The 17,156-nt window shown below is 65.7% G+C and carries 14 protein-coding genes, 4 tRNA genes and 3 pseudogenes; 9 read left to right on the top strand and 12 right to left on the bottom strand.

What is annotated here, in order from left to right:
• Positions 1-3 precede the first annotated feature (3 nt).
• Positions 4-576: pseudogene (locus BST40_RS02590) on the bottom strand (GNAT family N-acetyltransferase); the annotation flags it as partial.
• Positions 497-1,015, bottom strand: a complete 519-nt coding sequence (locus tag BST40_RS02585) for a hypothetical protein (RefSeq protein ID WP_075550032.1) — start codon at positions 1,013-1,015, stop codon at positions 497-499. The pseudogene BST40_RS02590 and the gene BST40_RS02585, both read right to left, overlap by 80 nt.
• Positions 1,016-1,197: 182 nt before the next feature.
• On the opposite strand from BST40_RS02585, the gene BST40_RS02580 reads away from it, so the two are divergent.
• Together BST40_RS02580 and BST40_RS02575 are read left to right on the top strand one after the other, a co-directional pair.
• A complete protein-coding gene (locus tag BST40_RS02580) occupies positions 1,198-1,527 on the top strand; it encodes a DUF732 domain-containing protein (protein ID WP_075550009.1) in 330 nt (109 codons plus the stop codon).
• 82 nt (positions 1,528-1,609) lie between these two features.
• A complete protein-coding gene (locus BST40_RS02575; RefSeq protein WP_083153338.1) occupies positions 1,610-3,250 on the top strand; it encodes a tetratricopeptide repeat protein in 1,641 nt (546 codons plus the stop codon).
• Between the two features lie 24 nt (positions 3,251-3,274).
• Here BST40_RS02575 and BST40_RS02570 read toward each other — a convergent pair.
• The 3 genes from BST40_RS02570 to BST40_RS02560 all read right to left on the bottom strand — a co-directional run bounded on the left by BST40_RS02570 (position 3,275) and on the right by BST40_RS02560 (position 3,539).
• Positions 3,275-3,349, bottom strand: a tRNA-Val gene (locus BST40_RS02570).
• A 14-nt stretch (positions 3,350-3,363) separates the two neighbouring features.
• Positions 3,364-3,437: transfer RNA gene (locus tag BST40_RS02565), tRNA-Cys, on the bottom strand.
• A gap of 29 nt (positions 3,438-3,466) precedes the next feature.
• Positions 3,467-3,539 (bottom strand) — tRNA-Gly (locus tag BST40_RS02560).
• 170 nt (positions 3,540-3,709) lie between these two features.
• Here BST40_RS02560 and BST40_RS02555 point away from each other — a divergent pair.
• The 5 genes from BST40_RS02555 to BST40_RS02535 all read left to right on the top strand — a co-directional run bounded on the left by BST40_RS02555 (position 3,710) and on the right by BST40_RS02535 (position 9,203).
• Positions 3,710-3,781, top strand: a tRNA-Val gene (locus BST40_RS02555).
• Positions 3,782-3,955: 174 nt separating this feature from the next.
• The gene (locus tag BST40_RS02550; RefSeq protein WP_083153337.1) at positions 3,956-6,898 is read left to right on the top strand and encodes an ATP-binding protein; all 2,943 of its coding nucleotides are present in this window, start codon (positions 3,956-3,958) and stop codon (positions 6,896-6,898) included.
• A 148-nt stretch (positions 6,899-7,046) separates the two neighbouring features.
• Positions 7,047-7,322, top strand: a complete 276-nt coding sequence (locus BST40_RS02545) for a hypothetical protein (protein WP_131808390.1) — start codon at positions 7,047-7,049, stop codon at positions 7,320-7,322.
• The gene (locus tag BST40_RS02540; protein WP_244174265.1) at positions 7,319-8,761 is read left to right on the top strand and encodes a serine/threonine-protein kinase; all 1,443 of its coding nucleotides are present in this window, start codon (positions 7,319-7,321) and stop codon (positions 8,759-8,761) included. The genes BST40_RS02545 and BST40_RS02540 overlap by 4 nt, the downstream gene beginning before the upstream one ends.
• A gap of 115 nt (positions 8,762-8,876) precedes the next feature.
• The gene (locus tag BST40_RS02535) at positions 8,877-9,203 is read left to right on the top strand and encodes a hypothetical protein (protein ID WP_075550014.1); all 327 of its coding nucleotides are present in this window, start codon (positions 8,877-8,879) and stop codon (positions 9,201-9,203) included.
• Between the two features lie 35 nt (positions 9,204-9,238).
• On the opposite strand, the gene BST40_RS02530 is transcribed toward BST40_RS02535, so the two are convergent.
• Together BST40_RS02530 and BST40_RS02525 are read right to left on the bottom strand one after the other, a co-directional pair.
• Positions 9,239-10,957 carry a thiamine pyrophosphate-binding protein gene (locus BST40_RS02530; protein ID WP_075550015.1) on the bottom strand — a complete coding sequence of 573 codons (1,719 nt, stop codon included), beginning with the start codon at positions 10,955-10,957 and terminating at the stop codon, positions 9,239-9,241.
• A gap of 138 nt (positions 10,958-11,095) precedes the next feature.
• Positions 11,096-11,524 carry an anti-sigma factor antagonist gene (locus tag BST40_RS02525; RefSeq protein ID WP_075550016.1) on the bottom strand — a complete coding sequence of 143 codons (429 nt, stop codon included), beginning with the start codon at positions 11,522-11,524 and terminating at the stop codon, positions 11,096-11,098.
• 150 nt (positions 11,525-11,674) lie between these two features.
• On the opposite strand from BST40_RS02525, the gene BST40_RS02520 reads away from it, so the two are divergent.
• A complete protein-coding gene (locus tag BST40_RS02520; RefSeq protein WP_075550017.1) occupies positions 11,675-12,280 on the top strand; it encodes a TetR/AcrR family transcriptional regulator in 606 nt (201 codons plus the stop codon).
• Between the two features lie 116 nt (positions 12,281-12,396).
• Here BST40_RS02520 and BST40_RS02515 read toward each other — a convergent pair whose 3' ends face one another.
• A complete protein-coding gene (locus BST40_RS02515) occupies positions 12,397-13,050 on the bottom strand; it encodes a DedA family protein (protein ID WP_075550018.1) in 654 nt (217 codons plus the stop codon).
• 180 nt (positions 13,051-13,230) lie between these two features.
• Between BST40_RS02515 and BST40_RS02510 the strand changes: the two genes are divergently transcribed.
• Positions 13,231-14,877: an acyl-CoA synthetase gene (locus BST40_RS02510; RefSeq protein ID WP_075550019.1), complete on the top strand. Its 1,647-nt coding sequence runs from the start codon at positions 13,231-13,233 to the stop codon at positions 14,875-14,877.
• 10 nt (positions 14,878-14,887) lie between these two features.
• Here the strand turns inward: BST40_RS02510 and BST40_RS02505 are convergent, their stop codons facing one another.
• The 4 genes and pseudogenes from BST40_RS02505 to BST40_RS02490 form a co-directional block, all read right to left on the bottom strand.
• Positions 14,888-15,526, bottom strand: coding sequence for a phosphotransferase-like protein (locus BST40_RS02505; protein WP_176357482.1), 639 nt, complete (start codon positions 15,524-15,526; stop codon positions 14,888-14,890).
• 39 nt (positions 15,527-15,565) lie between these two features.
• Positions 15,566-16,009 (bottom strand): annotated as a pseudogene (locus BST40_RS31380) (HNH endonuclease signature motif containing protein); the annotation flags it as partial.
• Positions 16,010-16,046: 37 nt separating this feature from the next.
• Positions 16,047-16,357 (bottom strand): annotated as a pseudogene (locus BST40_RS02495) (hypothetical protein).
• A 104-nt stretch (positions 16,358-16,461) separates the two neighbouring features.
• Entirely contained in the window at positions 16,462-16,719 is a 258-nt protein-coding gene (locus BST40_RS02490) for a hypothetical protein (RefSeq protein ID WP_089024984.1), read from the bottom strand.
• Between the last annotated feature and the right edge of the window lie 437 nt (positions 16,720-17,156).

Genomic DNA, 17,156 nt, shown 5'->3' with positions numbered 1-17,156 from the left:
GGGTCGGCTCATGACGTAGTCGTGTTCCTGGTGATCGCCCAGCTGAAACGTCCTGGCCCCGCTGACGATGAAGCCATTCTTGAGGTAAAAACGTTGGGCGCGAACATTTTTCCGGTTCACTCCCAGCCACACCCGGGGAACACCCCACCCGGCGGCCCTCGACAGCACGGCATTCATCAACGACGAGGACACACTCTTGCCGTGAAAGTCGGGTATTACGTACAGCTTTGACAACTCGGCTGAGTCATCACGGTCGGCACCGCGAACGAGCATGGCGTAACCGACAATTCGGCCCTGGTCGCGGGCGGCCAGAATGGCACGTCCCGGATCGGTCAGATACTCGGCGAACCGGGGCGCGGACAGGTTTGCGTCGATGAAGGACGCGATGTGTTGCGGGGCCACCGACGGCGGGCAGGCCAGCGGAAAGGTCTGTGCGGCAACGGCCGCCAACTCGGCCGCGTCTGCGGGATCCGTCGGGGTGATCTGAACGTTCAGGTCACAGGTTCCACTGGGCGAGGTGCTGGCCGGTCTTGCGGTCCAGCAGCACGACAACGGAGACCGGGTCACGGTAGGCATCCCAATAGACTCCGCCGCGGACGATCGCGCCCTGCGGGGCGTTGCCCAGCGCGGCGTCCAGCCAATCGGGTGCGTCGCAGGGTCGTGGCTTGTACGCGTCGGCGAACTGGGTGACTCCGTCGAAGCTGAAGTTGGTCGCCATGATGTAGGAATTGGGCACCCGGACGGCGCGGACCGTCACGTCGGCGCGGTTGACCGCGCTGCCGGGGAAGCTCTTCACCGGGACGCCGCTGCGGGTGTAGCCGAAGCCGGGCGGGGGGTCGACGGGCTCGACGCTGCTGACGGTCACGTCGGCGACGTAGGTGCCGGTGTCCACCCGCAGCGTGTCGCCGATGTGGCCGATGGGTGCGTCGCCGGCCCACGCGCGGGGGGCGATTGACGCGAGCACACCCGCTGCGGCGACGAGGAAGGTGGAAAGGATGATCAGCCAGCGCTGCATCGGTGCCTCCTCGGCTCCCTGTTCGGGGACCTTCGCATGATCGCACATGCAGTAACGGGTAGGGGAGGGGCCGGCTGCCGGGGCGGGCTGACGCTCGCGATGCCCCGAAATCATGCAAAGTTCACCTTCCATTCGCCGCGCGACGTGCATGCTCTCGGTGGCTTTGGGACAATTCCGAGGTCATGAGACTCCTACTGGTGCTGGCCGGCGTCGCCGCCGTCATCGGCTTGGCAGCGCCTGCGCGCGCCGATGCCAAACAAGATCAAGCCTTCCTGGTCGCACTGGGGGCTGCCGGCATCACCTACCAGAACGCCGACGCCACGATCGCCACCGGCAAGAAGGTGTGCGATATGGCTAAGGACGGCAAATCGGCGATCGAGGTCGTCACCTACCTGCAAGGCCTCAGTCCACAGCTGACGCGGTCCAACGCTGCCAGATTCACCGCGATCGCGGCCGGGGTTTACTGCCCCGAGCAACTGCCCGCGAGCAGCAAACCCGACAGCGGCGGCTGAACGGCCGCGACCGGCTGCGGCGTCGTCGCATGCACGTTCGACGGGAGCTGCTTTGGCAGTTGGGGCGCGCTAGGGTGCGGGAATGACTGCCGAGTACTTCGACCTCGGCTCCTATCACCGGCCAATCGAGACCTCTTTCGCGGAAGCACAGCTCTGGTTCGACCGCGGGCTGGTTTGGGCGTATGCGTTCAACCACGAAGAGGCCGTGCGGTGCTTCGAGCGAGCTCTGGCACTCGACCCGGAGCTGGCCATCGCGCGGTGGGGAATCGCTTATGCGGTCGGACCCAACTACAACAAGGCGTGGGAGGCGTTCGACCCGGTCGACCTGAGCGGGTCGCTGGCCCGCGCGTGTGCGGAACTCCAGTTGGCCGAGCGTGGCCGGGCCACTCCGGTGGAGCAAGGCCTGATCGCCGCGCTGCGGACCCGCTTTCCCGCCGGTGACCTGGCTGCGGGCGTCATCGCCTATGCCGACGCGATGACGTCGCTGGCCGCTGGCTACCCCGACGACGTCGACGTGCAAGCGCTGGCCGCCGACGCGCTGGTGAACGTCACCGCGTGGGCCCTGTGGGACACCGCGACCGGCAAGCCGGCGGCAGGCTCGCGGGTGCTGGAGGCCAAGCGGATCCTTGATGCGGCGCTGGCCACGCCGGCCGGTCGCGAACACCCGGGGATCCTGCATCTGTACCTGCACACCATGGAGATGTCGGCCACTCCGGAGGACGCCCTGCCTGCGGCGGACTTGTTGCGCGGCCTGGTGCCTGACGCCGGGCATCTGCAGCACATGCCCAGCCACATCGACGTGCTGTGCGGCGACTATCGCAGCTCGGTGACGGCCAATCTTGCTGCGGTACAAGCAGACCGGCGCTTTGTGAGCCGCGAGGGCCCGCTGAACTTCTACTCGCTGTACCGGGCGCACGATCTGCACTTCATCGTCTATTCGGCGATGTTGGCAGGGCAGCTGCAGATGGCGTTGCAGGCCGCCGACGAACTCGCCGGTCAGCTAACGGCCGAGCTGCTGTCGATCGAATCCCCGCCGATGGCCGACTGGCTCGAGGCCTTCGTACCGCTACGAACCCACGTGCTGGTCCGGTTCGGCCGATGGGACGAGCTGATCGCGCAGCCGCTGCCGGACGACCAGGACCTGTACTGCACCACCACCGCGACGATCCACTACGGACGCGGCGTTGCGCTGGCAGCCACCGGCCGACTGGCGCAAGCCCACGCCGAGCGCGGCGCGTTCACCAGGGCCTATGCGCGGATACCGGGCTCGCGTTACCTGTTCAACAACACCAGTCGAGACATTCTGGCCGTGGCCGCGGCCATGCTCGACGGTGAAATCGCCTACCGCGAAGTGCGCTTCGACGAGGCGTTCCGCCACCTGCGACGCGCCGTCGAGTTGGACGACACGCTGCCCTACGACGAGCCGTGGGGCTGGATGCAGCCCACTCGGCACGCGTATGGTGCGCTGCTGCTCGAGCAGGGGCACGTCGAAGAAGCGGCCGCCGTCTATGCCGCCGACCTCGGTCTGGACCCCACGTTGGCCAGGCCATGCCAGCACCCCGGGAACGTCTGGAGTCTGCACGGGTACCACGAATGCCTGCAGCGGCTTGGCCGTAGGGCCGAAGCCGTGATCATCGGCCAGCAGCTTCGGCTGGCCGTTGCGCGTGCCGACGTGCCGATTCGTGCTTCATGTGCATGCCGACTCGACGTGCCGGAGCCATAAACGCACCCTGACCTGCATAAACCTTGGTGCGCGATACTGGGATTGAACCAGTGACCTCTTCCGTGTCAGGGAAGCGCTCTCCCGCTGAGCTAATCGCGCCGGGGATTGCAATCTGGAGGTGGAGACGGGAATCGAACCCGTGTGCACGGCTTTGCAGGCCGTTGCCTCACCACTCGGCCACTCCACCGCGGGGGATTGATGCCACTTGCACCTTCGAGCGGATGACGGGATTCGAACCCGCGACCCTCACCTTGGCAAGGTGATGCGCTACCAACTGCGCTACATCCGCGCGCAACGGACGAGATCGTCGCCCGGTGCGAAGCACGACGATAGTCCACGTGACCCGGCGCACACAAATCTCCAGGTTCTTTGGGGCGCTTTGGCTATCACCGGCTGAGGTAGCACGTTCGGTGCAGCCGGGGATCGTGCTAGTCTTCGACCTCGTTGCCGCTCGGCGCCGGTCCCGTGGCTCAGTGGAAGAGCGTCCGCTTCACACGCGGAAGGTCGCTGGTTCGATCCCAGCCGGGACCACCCGTAATTTGCCCGCTCACCCGCCTTCATCGTGGGCGCGATCTTTCCCCTGGATCGGCACGGTGGCCATGACGCACTCCCTCTGTCGCATCAAAGGGCGCCTGCCCGACCGTCGTATGCTACCCACCGAACGGACGCGACGTTCGCTGCGATTCGGCAGATGGGATTTGCTGGATGACGGTCGAGTTCACGTTGCTCGGCGACGTCGAAGCCCGAGTTGACGGGCGACGGCTAGAAATCGGTCATGCCCGTCAACGCTGTGTACTGGTCGCGTTCTTGATCGACGTGAATCGGCCCATTCCGGTCGGTCAACTGGTCGATCGCGTGTGGTCGGACCGTCCACCCTACCGTGCCCGCAATTCGCTAGCCGGGTATGTGTCGCGGCTGCGGAATCTGCTCGCCCAAAGCGAAGGCGCTTCCATTTCGCGCGAGCCGGGCGGGTATGTCCTTGCCGCCGATCCGCTGACGGTGGACCTGCACCGCTTCCGCCGCGTGGCCGCACAGGCCCGAGCGACCGATGACCCCCAGCAGGCCGCGCTCCTGTTCGACAAGGCGTTGGCGATTTGGTCCGGTGAGCCGTTCGCGACCCTGGACACCCCGTGGGTGAACGACGTCCGCACTGCCTTGCGGGCCGAAAAGCTTTCGGTGGAACTGGACCGCAACGACACGGCCCTGCGGATCGGTAAACACACAGATCTGCTGGTTGAGATTTCGGCTGCCCAGGCTGCGCATCCGTTGGACGAGCGGTTGGCCGGCCAGTTGATGCTGGCCCAGTACCGTTGTGGACGCCAGGCCGACGCGCTGGAAACCTATCGTCGGGTTCGCGAGCAACTCGTCGACGAACTCGGAATCGATCCGGGGCCCAGCCTGCGCGAGGTGCATCAGCAGATACTGACCGGCGAGGCCGCTATCCCGGTGCCGCAGCCGGTCTCACACGAGGTCGCCGCGCCCGCGCCGCTGGGCATGCACCGGCCACGGTCGGGGCTGCTGCGCCGGGTGACGAGTTTCGTTGGCCGGCAGCGTGAATTGGCGCAAACGATTGACGCCCTGAGCGATGGCCCGCTGGTCACCTTGGTCGGGGTCGGTGGTGTCGGCAAGACCCGGCTGGGTCTGGAGGCCGCACAACGTGTGCAACAGCGGTTCGGCGACGGCATATGGATCTGCGAACTGGGACCGTTGGAGCACGCTGACGCCGTCGGGCACGCCGTGGCGGCGAGTGTCTGGTTGCGGCAACAGCAAGGCATGGACATCGAGGAATCGGTGATCGAGTACCTCAGGTCACGTGAAGTCCTACTGGTATTCGACAACTGCGAGCACGTGCTCGAAGCCGCCGGGAAATTCATCGACCAGATTTTGCGGCATTGCCCGCGAGTATCGGTGCTGGCCACCAGCAGGCAACCTCTCGGCCTGGAAGGCGAGCGAATTATCGGCGTGCCTCCGTTGGAGGAGGCGGACGCGACCGAGTTATTCGTCGACCGAGCCCTGGCAAGCCGTTCGGACTTCACGCTCGAAGACCAGCCGATGGGCGCCGTCGTCGAAATCTGTCGACGGGTCGACTGCCTGCCGCTGGGGGTGGAGTTGGCAGCGGCGCGGATGCGGGTGATGAGCAGTATGGACGTGGCCCGGCGCCCGGATTTCTTGCGGCTGCTGCGCGGCGGGATCCGGGGCGCGCTGCCGCGACAGCAGAGTCTGTCCGAGACGATCGCGTGGTCGTATCGGCTACTCACCGAATCCGAACAGTCGTTATTTGCCAGTCTTTCGGTGTTCGCCGGCAGCTTCGACTTGGACGCCGCCCACGGAATCTGCGGGCTCGACGGCGCAGGTGAGGCCGACACACTGGAGTTGCTGACGGGTTTGGTGGACAAATCCATGGTGGTGGTGCGCAGCATCGAGGAACGAGCCCGCTACGCCGTCTTGGAAACGATGCGGGCATATGGCCGAGATCGGTTGCGGGAAAACGGCATTGAGCGCCAATGCTCGATCCGGCATGCGCGCTACTACACCGGGCTGGCCGAGCGGGCCGGAGCTGGCATGCTCACCGCCGAGGAGCGGAACTGGGTGGAGCGGGCGCTGCCCGACTACGACAACCTGCGCGCAGCGTTCGGACACGCGATGGACGAGCACGACATCGGCCTTGCGATGCGGATCGTCGCTGCGGTACCGGAGTTGATCGGTTGGCGGGTGGGCTACGAGGTAGCCGAATGGGCCGAGCGCGTCATCGCCGTCGCCGATCCTGACCATCCGTTGTTCCCGGCGGTCGTCGGGACGGCAGCCCGGGTTGCGTGGGCCCGGGCTGATTTCCCGCGGGCCAAGTCGTTGGCATCGCTGGCGCACGGACGGACTCCGGCGAGGGGCAGCGCCCGCGTGGTCAACCCCGTCGATGTTCTTACCGATGTCGCCCTTTTCGAAGGGCATCCAGAGGCGGCGCTGGCCTACTGGACGGCTGAGGCCGAGCGTGCCCGCCGTGACGCGGATCCGATTCGCCTGGGGTGGACGCTGTTCACGTTGGCGATCTGCCAGGGCGTACTCGGCAATGACGAGGCTGCGATACCTGCGGCGCAGGAGGCCGTCGGGGCGGCCGACGACACCGGCAACCCGACCGCACAGTCAATGGCCTATTTCGTGCTCGGCTACCTGCTGAGGAGGTCCGAACCGGAGCGCGCCTTGGCTCTGTTCGACGACTCGGCGCGGCTGGCCGCCGACGTGCAGAATTTCTGGGTATACGGCAGCGCCTTGATGGAGGCCGCTGCCATCCGTGCCGTCTACGGCGATCCACGGGTGGCCGCGCAGATGTTCATCGGCGTGCTCGAGCACTGGGAACGCTTCGCCGACCTGACCCAGCAGTGGCTTACGCTGCGCTACATCACCCGGCTGTTGGTCCGGCTCGGCTGCCACGAGGACGCCGCCGTCCTGTATTGGGCCTTCGTCAATGCCGGCAAGCCTATGCCGCTGGCCGCGGCCCAGATGGCGGTGCTCGTCGATTCGCTGGGCGCTGCTCGCCTTGACGCGCTCAGCGCACCTGCCGGCATTTCCGATGCGGTGACGCGGGCACGGTCGAGCCTGCAGCGGTGTTACGGACCCGCTGCAGTAGCCCCCGGAACCCGTCGGGTGCCGTAATAATGCCCTTTTACCTGCGCATTTCATAGTTTGCAAACGGTTTCCGAACGCCTCACCCGCATTGTGGGCAGCGGCAAGGAATTCGTCTCGGCAGCGGGCAAGGAATTGCGCTTGCTTGGATGCACATCACGTTGGAGGTGATGCGGCTGTGTCCAGTCCACGGTTGTACCTCGACATGATCAGTGGTGTGGCTGAGGCGATCATTCCGGTGTCTCAAGCACCGCCCTGGGAGGTGCTCGTGTTGGGGACGGCGACGGGCGCGGTGTGGATGCTGGTGCTGCTGGCCCGGTTCGTCGTGGTGCAGACCGGCCCGGCGGTCTGGCTGGAGCAATTTTCCGCGGCGAGTGTCCAGCTGTTGAGGATCTGGCTGTCCGGGTGGTCTGACCGCTTGTTGGGCGCCGCGTCCGGAAGATCTCGCCGATGAAGACTCGTCGCGTCGAAGCGTTCCGCAAGCCACCGATCGTGCCCTCGGCGCGGGATAGCCGCACCCAGTTTCGGTTTCCCATGGTCGCCGTACTCGGTTATGGGGGCGGCGGTGATCGGGTGACGCGGCGCGCCATCGCCGGCTTGCCGATGCAGCGGGCGTCGGCATTGGCAACCGTGTACGCACCCAGCACGCGTGGCACGACGTGCGCAAGCGCAGATCCGGCACGGCGGGTGGGCACGCAGGTCGCCAACTATCGGGTCGAAGCCGTGGTCTCGTCGGGAGGCATGGGCACGGTATATCTGGCCCGTCATCCAAGCTTGCCTCGGCGAGACGCGCTGAAAATTCTCGACGGTCCGCTCGCCCGGGATCCGCGCTTCCGTGTTCGGTTCATGCGGGAGGCCGACCTGGCGGCCGGGCTGCATCACCCCAATATCGTTGCGGTTTACGATCGCGGGGACACGCCGGACGGCGCGTTGTGGATCGCGATGGAGTATGTGCGCGGCACGGACGCCGATGTCGAAACCGCTGCCGGGCGGATGCCGCCGGCGCGGGCCGAGCGCATCGTCGGCGAGGTGGCCATGGCCCTCGATCATCTGCATCGCCGCAACCTGCTTCATCGCGATGTCAAGCCGGCGAACATCCTGCTATCTCCTGGCCTGCCGGGGGAGCCCGAGCGGGTGGTGCTGGCCGACTTCGGCATCGCCCGCAGCTGCGATGACCACTATGGGCTGACCCGCACCGGCGACGTGATCACGACGGTGGCCTATGCCTCCCCGGAACTCCTGCAGGGCTGGCCTCTCGACGCCCGCACCGACATCTACTCCCTTGGGTGCACGCTGTTTCACCTGCTCACCGGTCATGCCCCATTCAGCGACCGACCCGGATTGGCTGCGGTGATGATGGCTCACATCCAGCACCCCGCGCCCCGGCTCAGCGACTACGTGGCCGGGCTGCCGGTCGCACTCGACGGCGTCGTCGCCACCGCGATGGCCAAAGACCCCGGTGACCGCTACCAGACTGCGGGCGAATTCGCCCGGGCGGTACGCGCTGCTTCGGCGGTCGGCTGCGCCCCGCGTCTGCGGTTTGCGAATCCCCCTGCCGTCCAAAGCGATTCAGCCGCAGCGCGCCAATCCGAGGCGACCCAGGCCGCCGGGCCGGGGTGGCTCCCACATGTCCAACGGGCTTGCCGTCCCGGCAGGTTCGCCGCAAGGGCACGGGCTGGCAAAGCGGCGGTGCTGATAGCGGTGATCGCTGTGTTGCTGTGTTCCCTCGGATTCGTGATGGCAAATCGTCATCACGCCACCGCTCAGCGCCCGTCTCACCCCGCACAGGCGCCGGCCGCGATGCTCGACGCCCGGGACGATAACGGGCACGCTTGTGTTGCTCTTTGTCCGCGGGCAGCATGCCCATCGGGTTGCCCGGCGGATCCGCGGTAACCGGCGAAGCTCTTAGGGACTTCTTCCCCCGCCTTGTGGGCACTAATGCCCTAACCCGACAAGACGACGGGCGCAATTCTGAAACCCCTGACATTTCTGTCGTGAGGAGTCGCTGATGTCTTTCAAACCCGTTGCCCGGCTGGCGTTGGCAACAGTTCTGCTCTGCCCGATCGCCGGCGTCTTAGCCAGCCCAGCGGCGGCCGAGTCGCCGACAACACCCTGCATCAGCGGGGAGACCGCCGGAGACCTGGGTACCCTACCGCTGCAGCAACAGGACGCGCCCACAACGAGTTGTACCAGCGAAAAGCAGGCCTGCATGTCGGCCAGCGTGCAAATAGGCATCTACGGGGAGAGGTATGTGCCGCCGGACGCTGCCGCGATGTGCTGGGAGGCCTACCGGACCTGCATCGCCAACCAATCCGACGACGGAGGATCTGGATAGTCTCGCATCACTCGCTCAGGCCAACGACGCCGACCTCAGACAACGGCGGGTTTGGCGGGGCCGGAGTAGACCTCGAAGAACCGGGCCGTCATCTCGGCCGGGATGGCGAGGTTGGCGGCGTGATCGGTCCGCACACACACCAGGCTCGGGCCGCCGTGCTCGCGAGAACGCCGCAGGGCGCCGTCGAGGTCCTCGATCCGCTCCACGTATTCGCCGTGGCAGCCGAGTCCCTGCGCGACGATGTCCCACCGGATCTCGCCCTGCGCGGTGCCGAATGTTGTTCCGTACAACTGAAGTTCGTTCAGCTCCTCCATCGTCCAGGAGCCCTCGGCGAACACCACGACGGTGACGTCGATGCCCTCACGGGCGGCGGTCTGTAACTCCATGATGTTGAATCCGGCGGCCCCGTCGCCGGTGACGCAGACCACCTCGCGTTCAGGTGCGCCGAGTTTGGCGCCGATCGCCGACGGGATCCCGGTGCCGAGCATCCCGAGCTCGAGGATCGAGTGATAGGACCGCGGCCGTGTCGGGGGCAGTACGTTGTAGGCCCACAGCGACGTGTTGCCACCGTCGACGGTGTACACCGCATCCGAACCGAACGCGGCGCCGATCACACCGGCCGCATGCGCGGGGTGGATGCCCGGGCCCTGCCATTCGAGTATCGGGGTAGCCAGTTGCATCCGGACCTGCTCGTCGAGCCGCCGGTAGCGGGCCAGGTCGGCGCCGTCGCGGGGGCCGAGATCCGTCGCACGCAGCCGCGCGGCAATGCCGTCGAGCGCGACTCGCGCGTCGGCCAGGATGCCCAGGTGCAGTGGCCGGGTGACGCCGAAATGCCTTGGGTCGATGTCGATCTGGATCAGCCGCTTGCCCGCCGGGTCGCCCCAGTAGCTGTCGTAGGGGACGTCGAGGTTTCCCATCCGGGAGCCAGCCACCAGCAACACGTCGGCCTCGCTGCGCGCGAGGTCACCGGCGGGGCCGAACCCGAACACGTAGTTGGGATGATCGGCCGGGACGCACGCGCGCCCGGCCATCGAGGCGATGGCGGGGCAGCCGAGCAGTTCGGCGATATCCAGCAGACCACCCCGGGCGTCGGCGCGGTCGACGCCTTGGCCCGCGATCACCACCGGACGCTGGGCGGCCGCCAGCAGCACCGCGGCCTCGTCGAGCTGGCGGTCCGACGGCTGCGGCGGCCCGACGCGGTAGCTGACGGGCGACCATACCGGCGCCGTCCGCGGATCGCCGGTCTCATACAGAATCGGTGCCGGCAGCTCGACGTGGACGGGACCTGGCCGTCCGTTGTGCATCTCGCGGAACGCCAGCCGTAGCACCTCGGGTATGCGTGCCCATTCGAAGATCGGGCCGCCCCATTTGACCGCGGGCCGGAAAAGGTCGAGTTGGTCTTGGCCCTGGAAGGTCGAAGGCGGTGAGGGATAGACGATGCCGAGCCGGTGCTGGGAGGTGATGGCCAGCACCGGAACACCTTCGTGCAGCGCGGTGACCACCCCCGGCAGCAGGTTCGCCGAGCCGGGGCCGGGATTGCCCAGCACAGCCGCGACTTTGCCCGTCGTCTTGTACAGGCCCTCGGCCATGTGCACCCCGGCCGCTTCGTGACGCACCGGCACTAGCCGGATACCGTACGCCTGCAATTGCGCGAACAGCGGGTCGATCTCCGGGGACGGCAGCCCGAAGAGGAACTCGATCCCCTCGGCCTGAAGCGAACGGGCGAAGAGCTCGCCACCGGTCATTTCGGTCATCTCAACCTCCCAAGCGTGAGTCGCTCACCCAGGGATCGCACCACCAGTGCACCGGTTAAGAGAAGAGGCTGAAGTCCCCTAAGGCCCCGCGAGTGAACGTGGGGAGCCCCGCGCACGCGACGGCAGGGCTGCCTGGGACTACCAGCTCGGCCGCAGAGCGGATTCCACCGTCCGGTATACGGGCAATAAGTCGTTGAACCCGCAGGCCGCCACGATCCGGGCGACGGTCGATTGCGGGCTCACCAGGCGTAGCTCGGCGCCGCGGCGACGACACCGATCGGCCTCTTCGGCCAACACGGCGTAGGCGCAACAGCCCATGAAATCCAGGCCGGTGACGTCGACGACGAACAACCCCGACCGGGGGACGCTGGTGGCCGTCTCGGTAATCAGCTGGCGCCACGTGTGCTCGTTGCAGGCATCGACCTCGCCGCCCGCGTGTATCAACACCGCCGCTCCGTTGCGGTCGGTGGTCGCCCGCAAGGTGCTCCGCGGGTCGCCCAACTCGCTGACAAGCCGCGTGCTGAGCATCAGATGTGGGGTGATCGGTTCTGCTGTAACCACGCTCATGGCGCACTCCTAATCGACTGGCGCCGCAGCGCCGCGATGGATGCCCGTCCTGCGCGTCTGAAGACAGACTTCGTCGTTAGGTCTCATTTGTATAACGAGACAGGACGGTCTGTCTACATCCGGGGTCTGAGAGTATGGTTAGGGTTCGCTATGGCCGTACCGGAGTCCGCCACGCCGGCTGCACCGGCTCGTGACCGCATTCTGGGGGCCGCCTACGAACTGTTCAGTCGGCGCGGTATCCGGGCGGTAGGCACCGACGAGGTGATCGAGCGGGCGGGTGTGGCCAGGGCCACGCTGTACCGGCATTTCGCGACCAAGAACGACCTGGTGCTGGCGGTCCTGCAGCGGCGTGAGGAACTCTGGACGTACGGTCTGATCGAGGCGCACTCGCGCGAGCTGGGCAACACCCCCGAGGAACAATTGCTGGCGATCTTCGACGTCCTGCACGATTGGTTCCAAAGTCGCGACGGATATGAAGGCTGCGCGTTCATCAATGTGCTGCTCGAGTTGGGGCGTGATCATCCCGTCGGCCAGGCTTGCGTCGCCCACATCGACCATGTGCGTGACGTCGTGCGGGAACGTGCGGTGGTAGCCGGTCTCCTCGAGGTGGAGGATTTCGCCTGTTCGTGGCACATCCTCATGAAGGGCGCCATCATCATGGCGGCCGTCGGGGACTCCGAGGCGGCTCACCGTGCGCAGCAGATGGCCCGCGTTCTCATCGAACGGCATCGTCCCCAATCCGAAGCGGCCGGTTAGCGTTCGCCGGCTGTCGGCCTGGAAGACGATTGCCAGGCGCCGCCAGTCGCGGGGCAGCAAATGGCGTGCCCGCTGGTCGCCCGGCACCCGCGGCGGGGCACTGGCTCAGTCGCCTATCAGGCCGCCGTGTCCGCCTTGCGATAGTGCTCTTGCTCGAGTTCGGCGATCGCCCGCGACGTGCGTTCGCGCAGCAGGATGGCCGCGATGATCCCGACCACGATGGCGACGACCAACGCGACCCAGGAGAAGCGCTGCATCCAGCGTTCCGCCGCCATCCCGGCGTAGTAGATCAGCGCGGTAGTGCCACCGGCCCAACAGATGGCACCCGACACATTGGCGGCCAGAAATCGTGGGTAGTGCATTTTTAAGGCGCCGGCGAGCGGCCCGGCCAAGATCCGCAGCAGCGCGATAAAGCGACCGAAGAACACCGCGCGAACTCCCCAGCGGTTGAACAGCCGCTCGGCGAGCGCGACATGTCCGGGGCCGAAGTGCCTCGGAAATCGCCGGCCAAGCCGGTCGAACAGCGGCATGCCGAATCGGCGGCCGATCGAGTAACCGATCGAATCACCGATTACCGCGCCGATGACGGCGGCAACGCCAACACCGATGGGGTTGACGGCCAGATCGTGATGCGACGACATCAGCGCCGCGCTGACCAACACGATCTCCCCGGGAAGGGGAATGCCCAGACTCTCGACCCCGACCACGCCGCCCACTACCAGGTAGACGGCAAGCGGCGGGACCGAGTGCAGCAGCGCTTCCACATCCATTGCTAAAGGATGCCTGACGCATGCTCACCGCGCCGTGTAACCAGGCTTGTGACCGGGCCGGCGCCGAATTTGTCGTCACATCTGCCCCAGGAGTGCCCAACCCGGGTGCCGTCGACGCCCGCGACGGGAGGGCCCCCAGGATGGCGTATATTCGGCCGTCACATCGCCAGGAGGCCGTTAGTGGAATTCAACATCGCGCAGGTGTTCTCGGCGGTGGCGGCGGCCAACCCGGATCGCGACTGCATCGTGTTCGGGGACCGGCGATTCACCTACGCGCAGACCGACGAACGCGCCCGACGTTTCGCCCGCGCCCTACACCGGTGGGGGCTCGGCGTTCGTCGGGAACGCTCCGAGTTGGCACCTTACGAATCGGGACAAAGTCACCTCGGTTTGTACCTGGCGAACGGTAACGAGTTCCTCGAGGCGATGATCGGGGCTTACCAAGCCCGGGTCGCCCCGTTCAACGTCAACTACCGCTATGTCGCCGACGAACTGGTGTATCTGCTCGGCAATGCCGCCGCCGACGCCGTCATGTACCACGCACGGTTCGGCCCGACGCTGGCCGAGGCCTTGGAGAGATACGACCACCTCCCGCGCCTGATCCATGTCGACGACCATTCGGGAAACGATCCGTTGCCGGGGGCGGTGCGCTACGAGGAACTGCTGGCGTCGATATCTGGGACGTCCGAAGAGCCGCTCGACGTGACCCCGTCGCCCGACGACCTTTACGTGCTCTACACCGGCGGCACCACCGGAATGCCCAAGGCGGTGCTGTGGCGTCAGCACGACATCTACATGAACGCAATGGGCGGAAGGGCTTTCGGCACCGGCGAGTTGGCCACCAGCCTGCAGGAGATCGTCGAGCGGTCACGGCCGGACGGGCCGGGCTCGATGACGGCGGCGCCGCTCATGCACGGCGCGGCGCAGTGGGCGGCATTCATCAACCTGTGCGGCGGACGGACGTTTGTCATGGCGCCGACGACCACCCACTTCGATCCTGCCGAAGTGTGGGCGCTGGCCAGCCGGGAACAGGTGGTGTCGCTGTCAATTGTCGGCGACGCGTTCGGCCGGCCGTTGATCGACGAACTCGAGTCCGGTGATTATGACTTGTCCGGGCTACTGATTCTGGTCACCGGCGGTGCGGCGCTCAGCGCGCCGATCAAGCAGCGCTTCGTGGAATTGCTGCCGCAACTGGCAATCCTGGACGCGGGCGGATCCTCGGAGTCGGGGTCACAGATGGGCCAGGTGTCCACTCGCCTGCAGGGTGCTTCCGGCCGGTTCGCTCCGAACCCGGGGGCGGTGGTGGTCAGCGAAGACATGACCCGGATCCTGTCGCCCGGGGACGACGAAATCGGCTGGTTGGCTCAGCAGGGTCTGATTCCGCTCGGGTACCTCGGGGACCCGGAGAAGACCGCGCGAACGTTTCCGGTCATCGAAGGGATTCGCCATTCCGTTCCCGGTGACCGGGCCCGCTGGGCCGCCGATGGCGGAATCGAGTTGCTCGGCCGTGATTCGGTCACCATCAACTCCGGCGGGGAGAAAATCTTTGCCGAGGAGGTCGAGGCCGCGATTGCCGAGCACCCCGCCGTGTACGACGTCGTGGTGACTGGTCGTCCCAGTGTCCGGTGGGGAAGCGAAGTCGTCGCGATCGTCCAATTGGCGCAGGGACGGGATGCCGACCCGGACAGCATCATCGCCGAGGCCGCGCGCCACATTGCGCGCTACAAGCTTCCCAAGGACATTGTCTTCTGCAGCCGGGTGCAACGTTCGCCGTCGGGCAAGGCCGATTATCGCTGGGCGAAAGATCAAGTGACACAAAAACTTTAACGCGTCGGGCTCAGGACAGAAAGCGCTTGTGTAGCCGATTGAAGGCGGTGGGCTCGCGGCAGGCCCGGTAGCGATCGTGCAGATCTCGGGCCAGCATCTGGACCGGGGTGGCCGTGGTGTCCAGTTCGAAGTCGTACTCGGCATCGGCATGTGCGGCGCGGGCGCTGCCCCGGTTCCAGCCGGGGTAGCGGTTGCCGCGTTCTTGCTCCCGGCGAGCACCCTCTTGGTCGGAGACATGGACTCCGACCATCCACACTGTGCAGCCCTCGAAAATTCGGAGGGCGTCCACCAGCCACTCCCGCTTCCAGATCACCTCGTCGGCGATCACGTTCATGCCGTTGTCCAGGTAGGCCCGGATGGCGTGGTAACGGGCATGCATGGCCTGATCCAAGAGCGGACCAGGATGCACGGTGAACCAGTCGAGGCCGTCGTCTTCGACCACGCAGTCCCACGTGTAGTACTCGGGCCGCACTCGATCGAGGTCCAGCTGCGCCGGCGGCAGTGCAAACCAGAACAGGTCGATCCCCAGGTGCATCCAGCATTCGGCGGCCAAGTCTTGGAACGCCATAGCGAGTGACGTCTTTCCCGCGCTGGATCCGCCGTTGAGAATGATGAGCTCGCCCTGTGCCGGTTCAGTCATAGCTGCCATAGCCGAATGAGGGTACCGCCAGGCCCGGGTTAATGCTCGTCAAAATGGTGGATCGTCGGGCACTGGGGGTACCGGCGGTGGTCGCCAGTCCGGTGGGAGTTCCTCGGATTCCCGGGGATCATTCACCCAGGTGCAAAACGGGCTGGTGCTCGGTTCGCCCTTGAAGAGAAGCAGCATGTCGCGCATGTGGTTTCGAAACTTGCGTGCTTCGATCTCCGCTTTCCGCGCCTGCCGCAACTCTTGTTCGGCGGTGTTGACGCGGCGTTGAACGTGATTGCGGTTGTGTGCTCGCGCGATCCGCGCGGCGCCGGATCCGAGAACAACTTGGCACCCGCGGGTACCGTTCGTTATGTCTTGCCGGTCGGCGATGTCCAGATCACGACGCCGTCGGGCAGCTGCTCGTCGCGCCATCCGGCGATGCCGCCGCGAAATGTCTTTAGCCGTTCGGTAATGTTTTCGGCACAGACACTTGAGATTGGTCGCAAATCCGTAAGCTACCCCCACAGGTGGGGCATTAAGCTCACCGGTTCCACTCCACCAGCTTCATCCGCACGTCGACACCTGGTCCTAGCTTCTGCTTGAGACCCTGCATAAAACCCCACTGACGCACCGCCTGGTCGGCCAAACGCCGACATAGCCGCTCCACTGCGTCGACCGGCTGGCTTTCGTAGTCGATATCACCGCGCGCCTCCAAGGTGTCCGTCGCGGAAGCGACGGTACCTCGTTTTCTAGCAGCAGCACCGCGAGCTGACGCTTGTCCACCAGTACCACCCACCGCATCTGTTCAGGCAGTTTGGGGAGCGTCGTTTCGTCCCTGGCTGCGTACGTCATGTGCGTTCCTGCCTAAGTTCCTTCAGTCCCACGCGGATGCCAGCCCGACCGCGCTCCCGATGCCCGGTACGCGCCTGGTGCTGGCAACAGTTGGTGTCAAGCGATTACCGGTATATCGGCCACGTCTCTAAATATGCGTCAATTGCTCGTTCGATTTTCAACCCATAATCATTCGGAACCCAATCAGGTCCAAAGGTCTTCATCAAGGCGTCGGAAAGCACGTCGATAACAGCGTCGCTCTGTTCGTTGGTCGGCTTCTCTGTGCGCCGAAGCTCGTCGAAGAGAGCGGGATTACGATTCTCTAATTCTTGCGCGATCACGGGACGGTGCTCCGGTGAAATAGCATCGAGAACGTTGCTCACGGATTTCTCCATCCAGCCCGGCTGTTCGCCCAGGCGGTTACCACTTGGCCATCTTTGTTTAGGACCACTGTTGCGTCTTTCCCAACGTAGACGTAAGCGCCTCTACCAAGCTCGTCTACTTTAAACTGGGGCGGCCCAACAGGATTCGCAACAGCATCTTGCATTGCCTTGTCGCTGACGCCATGACCGCCGTCGCGTCCGGCGATCCTTCCTGCTCCATGATCGGTGATTCCGTTGATTCTGTTAGGCGGTGGGAATGGCGGTGTTTCCTGTGCTGGAGGGACTGGCTCTTGGCTTGGCGGCGTACCCGGTTGGTTTGGCGGGGGCTCGGAACCGGGTGTACCCGGCTGCGTGGGGCCTAGGGCGGGTTCGCCCTCTATGGGTATGCCTAAGTCGTTTAAGCGTGCCCGGATTGCGGTTTGGCGTTGAAGGAGAGG

The sequence above is a fragment of the Mycobacterium persicum genome (genome assembly GCF_002086675.1).
In the GTDB taxonomy this organism is placed as follows: domain Bacteria; phylum Actinomycetota; class Actinomycetes; order Mycobacteriales; family Mycobacteriaceae; genus Mycobacterium; species Mycobacterium persicum.
This window is presented reverse-complemented; position numbering and strand designations above follow the sequence as displayed.

Bases quoted from the DNA above. Each gene is read 5' to 3' on its own strand.
- BST40_RS02540 (WP_244174265.1), top strand. From the start codon at position 7,319: ATGAAGACTCGTCGCGTCGAAGCGTTCCGCAAGCCACCGATCGTGCCC.
- BST40_RS02530 (WP_075550015.1), bottom strand. From the start codon at position 10,957: ATGACCGAAATGACCGGTGGCGAGCTCTTCGCCCGTTCGCTTCAGGCC.
- BST40_RS02575 (WP_083153338.1), top strand. From the start codon at position 1,610: ATGACTGCCGAGTACTTCGACCTCGGCTCCTATCACCGGCCAATCGAG.
- BST40_RS02535 (WP_075550014.1), top strand. From the start codon at position 8,877: ATGTCTTTCAAACCCGTTGCCCGGCTGGCGTTGGCAACAGTTCTGCTC.
- BST40_RS02550 (WP_083153337.1), top strand. From the start codon at position 3,956: ATGACGGTCGAGTTCACGTTGCTCGGCGACGTCGAAGCCCGAGTTGAC.
- BST40_RS02585 (WP_075550032.1), bottom strand. From the start codon at position 1,015: ATGCAGCGCTGGCTGATCATCCTTTCCACCTTCCTCGTCGCCGCAGCG.
- BST40_RS02520 (WP_075550017.1), top strand. From the start codon at position 11,675: ATGGCCGTACCGGAGTCCGCCACGCCGGCTGCACCGGCTCGTGACCGC.
- BST40_RS02580 (WP_075550009.1), top strand. From the start codon at position 1,198: ATGAGACTCCTACTGGTGCTGGCCGGCGTCGCCGCCGTCATCGGCTTG.
- BST40_RS02525 (WP_075550016.1), bottom strand. From the start codon at position 11,524: ATGAGCGTGGTTACAGCAGAACCGATCACCCCACATCTGATGCTCAGC.
- BST40_RS02515 (WP_075550018.1), bottom strand. From the start codon at position 13,050: ATGGATGTGGAAGCGCTGCTGCACTCGGTCCCGCCGCTTGCCGTCTAC.
- BST40_RS02505 (WP_176357482.1), bottom strand. From the start codon at position 15,526: ATGGCAGCTATGACTGAACCGGCACAGGGCGAGCTCATCATTCTCAAC.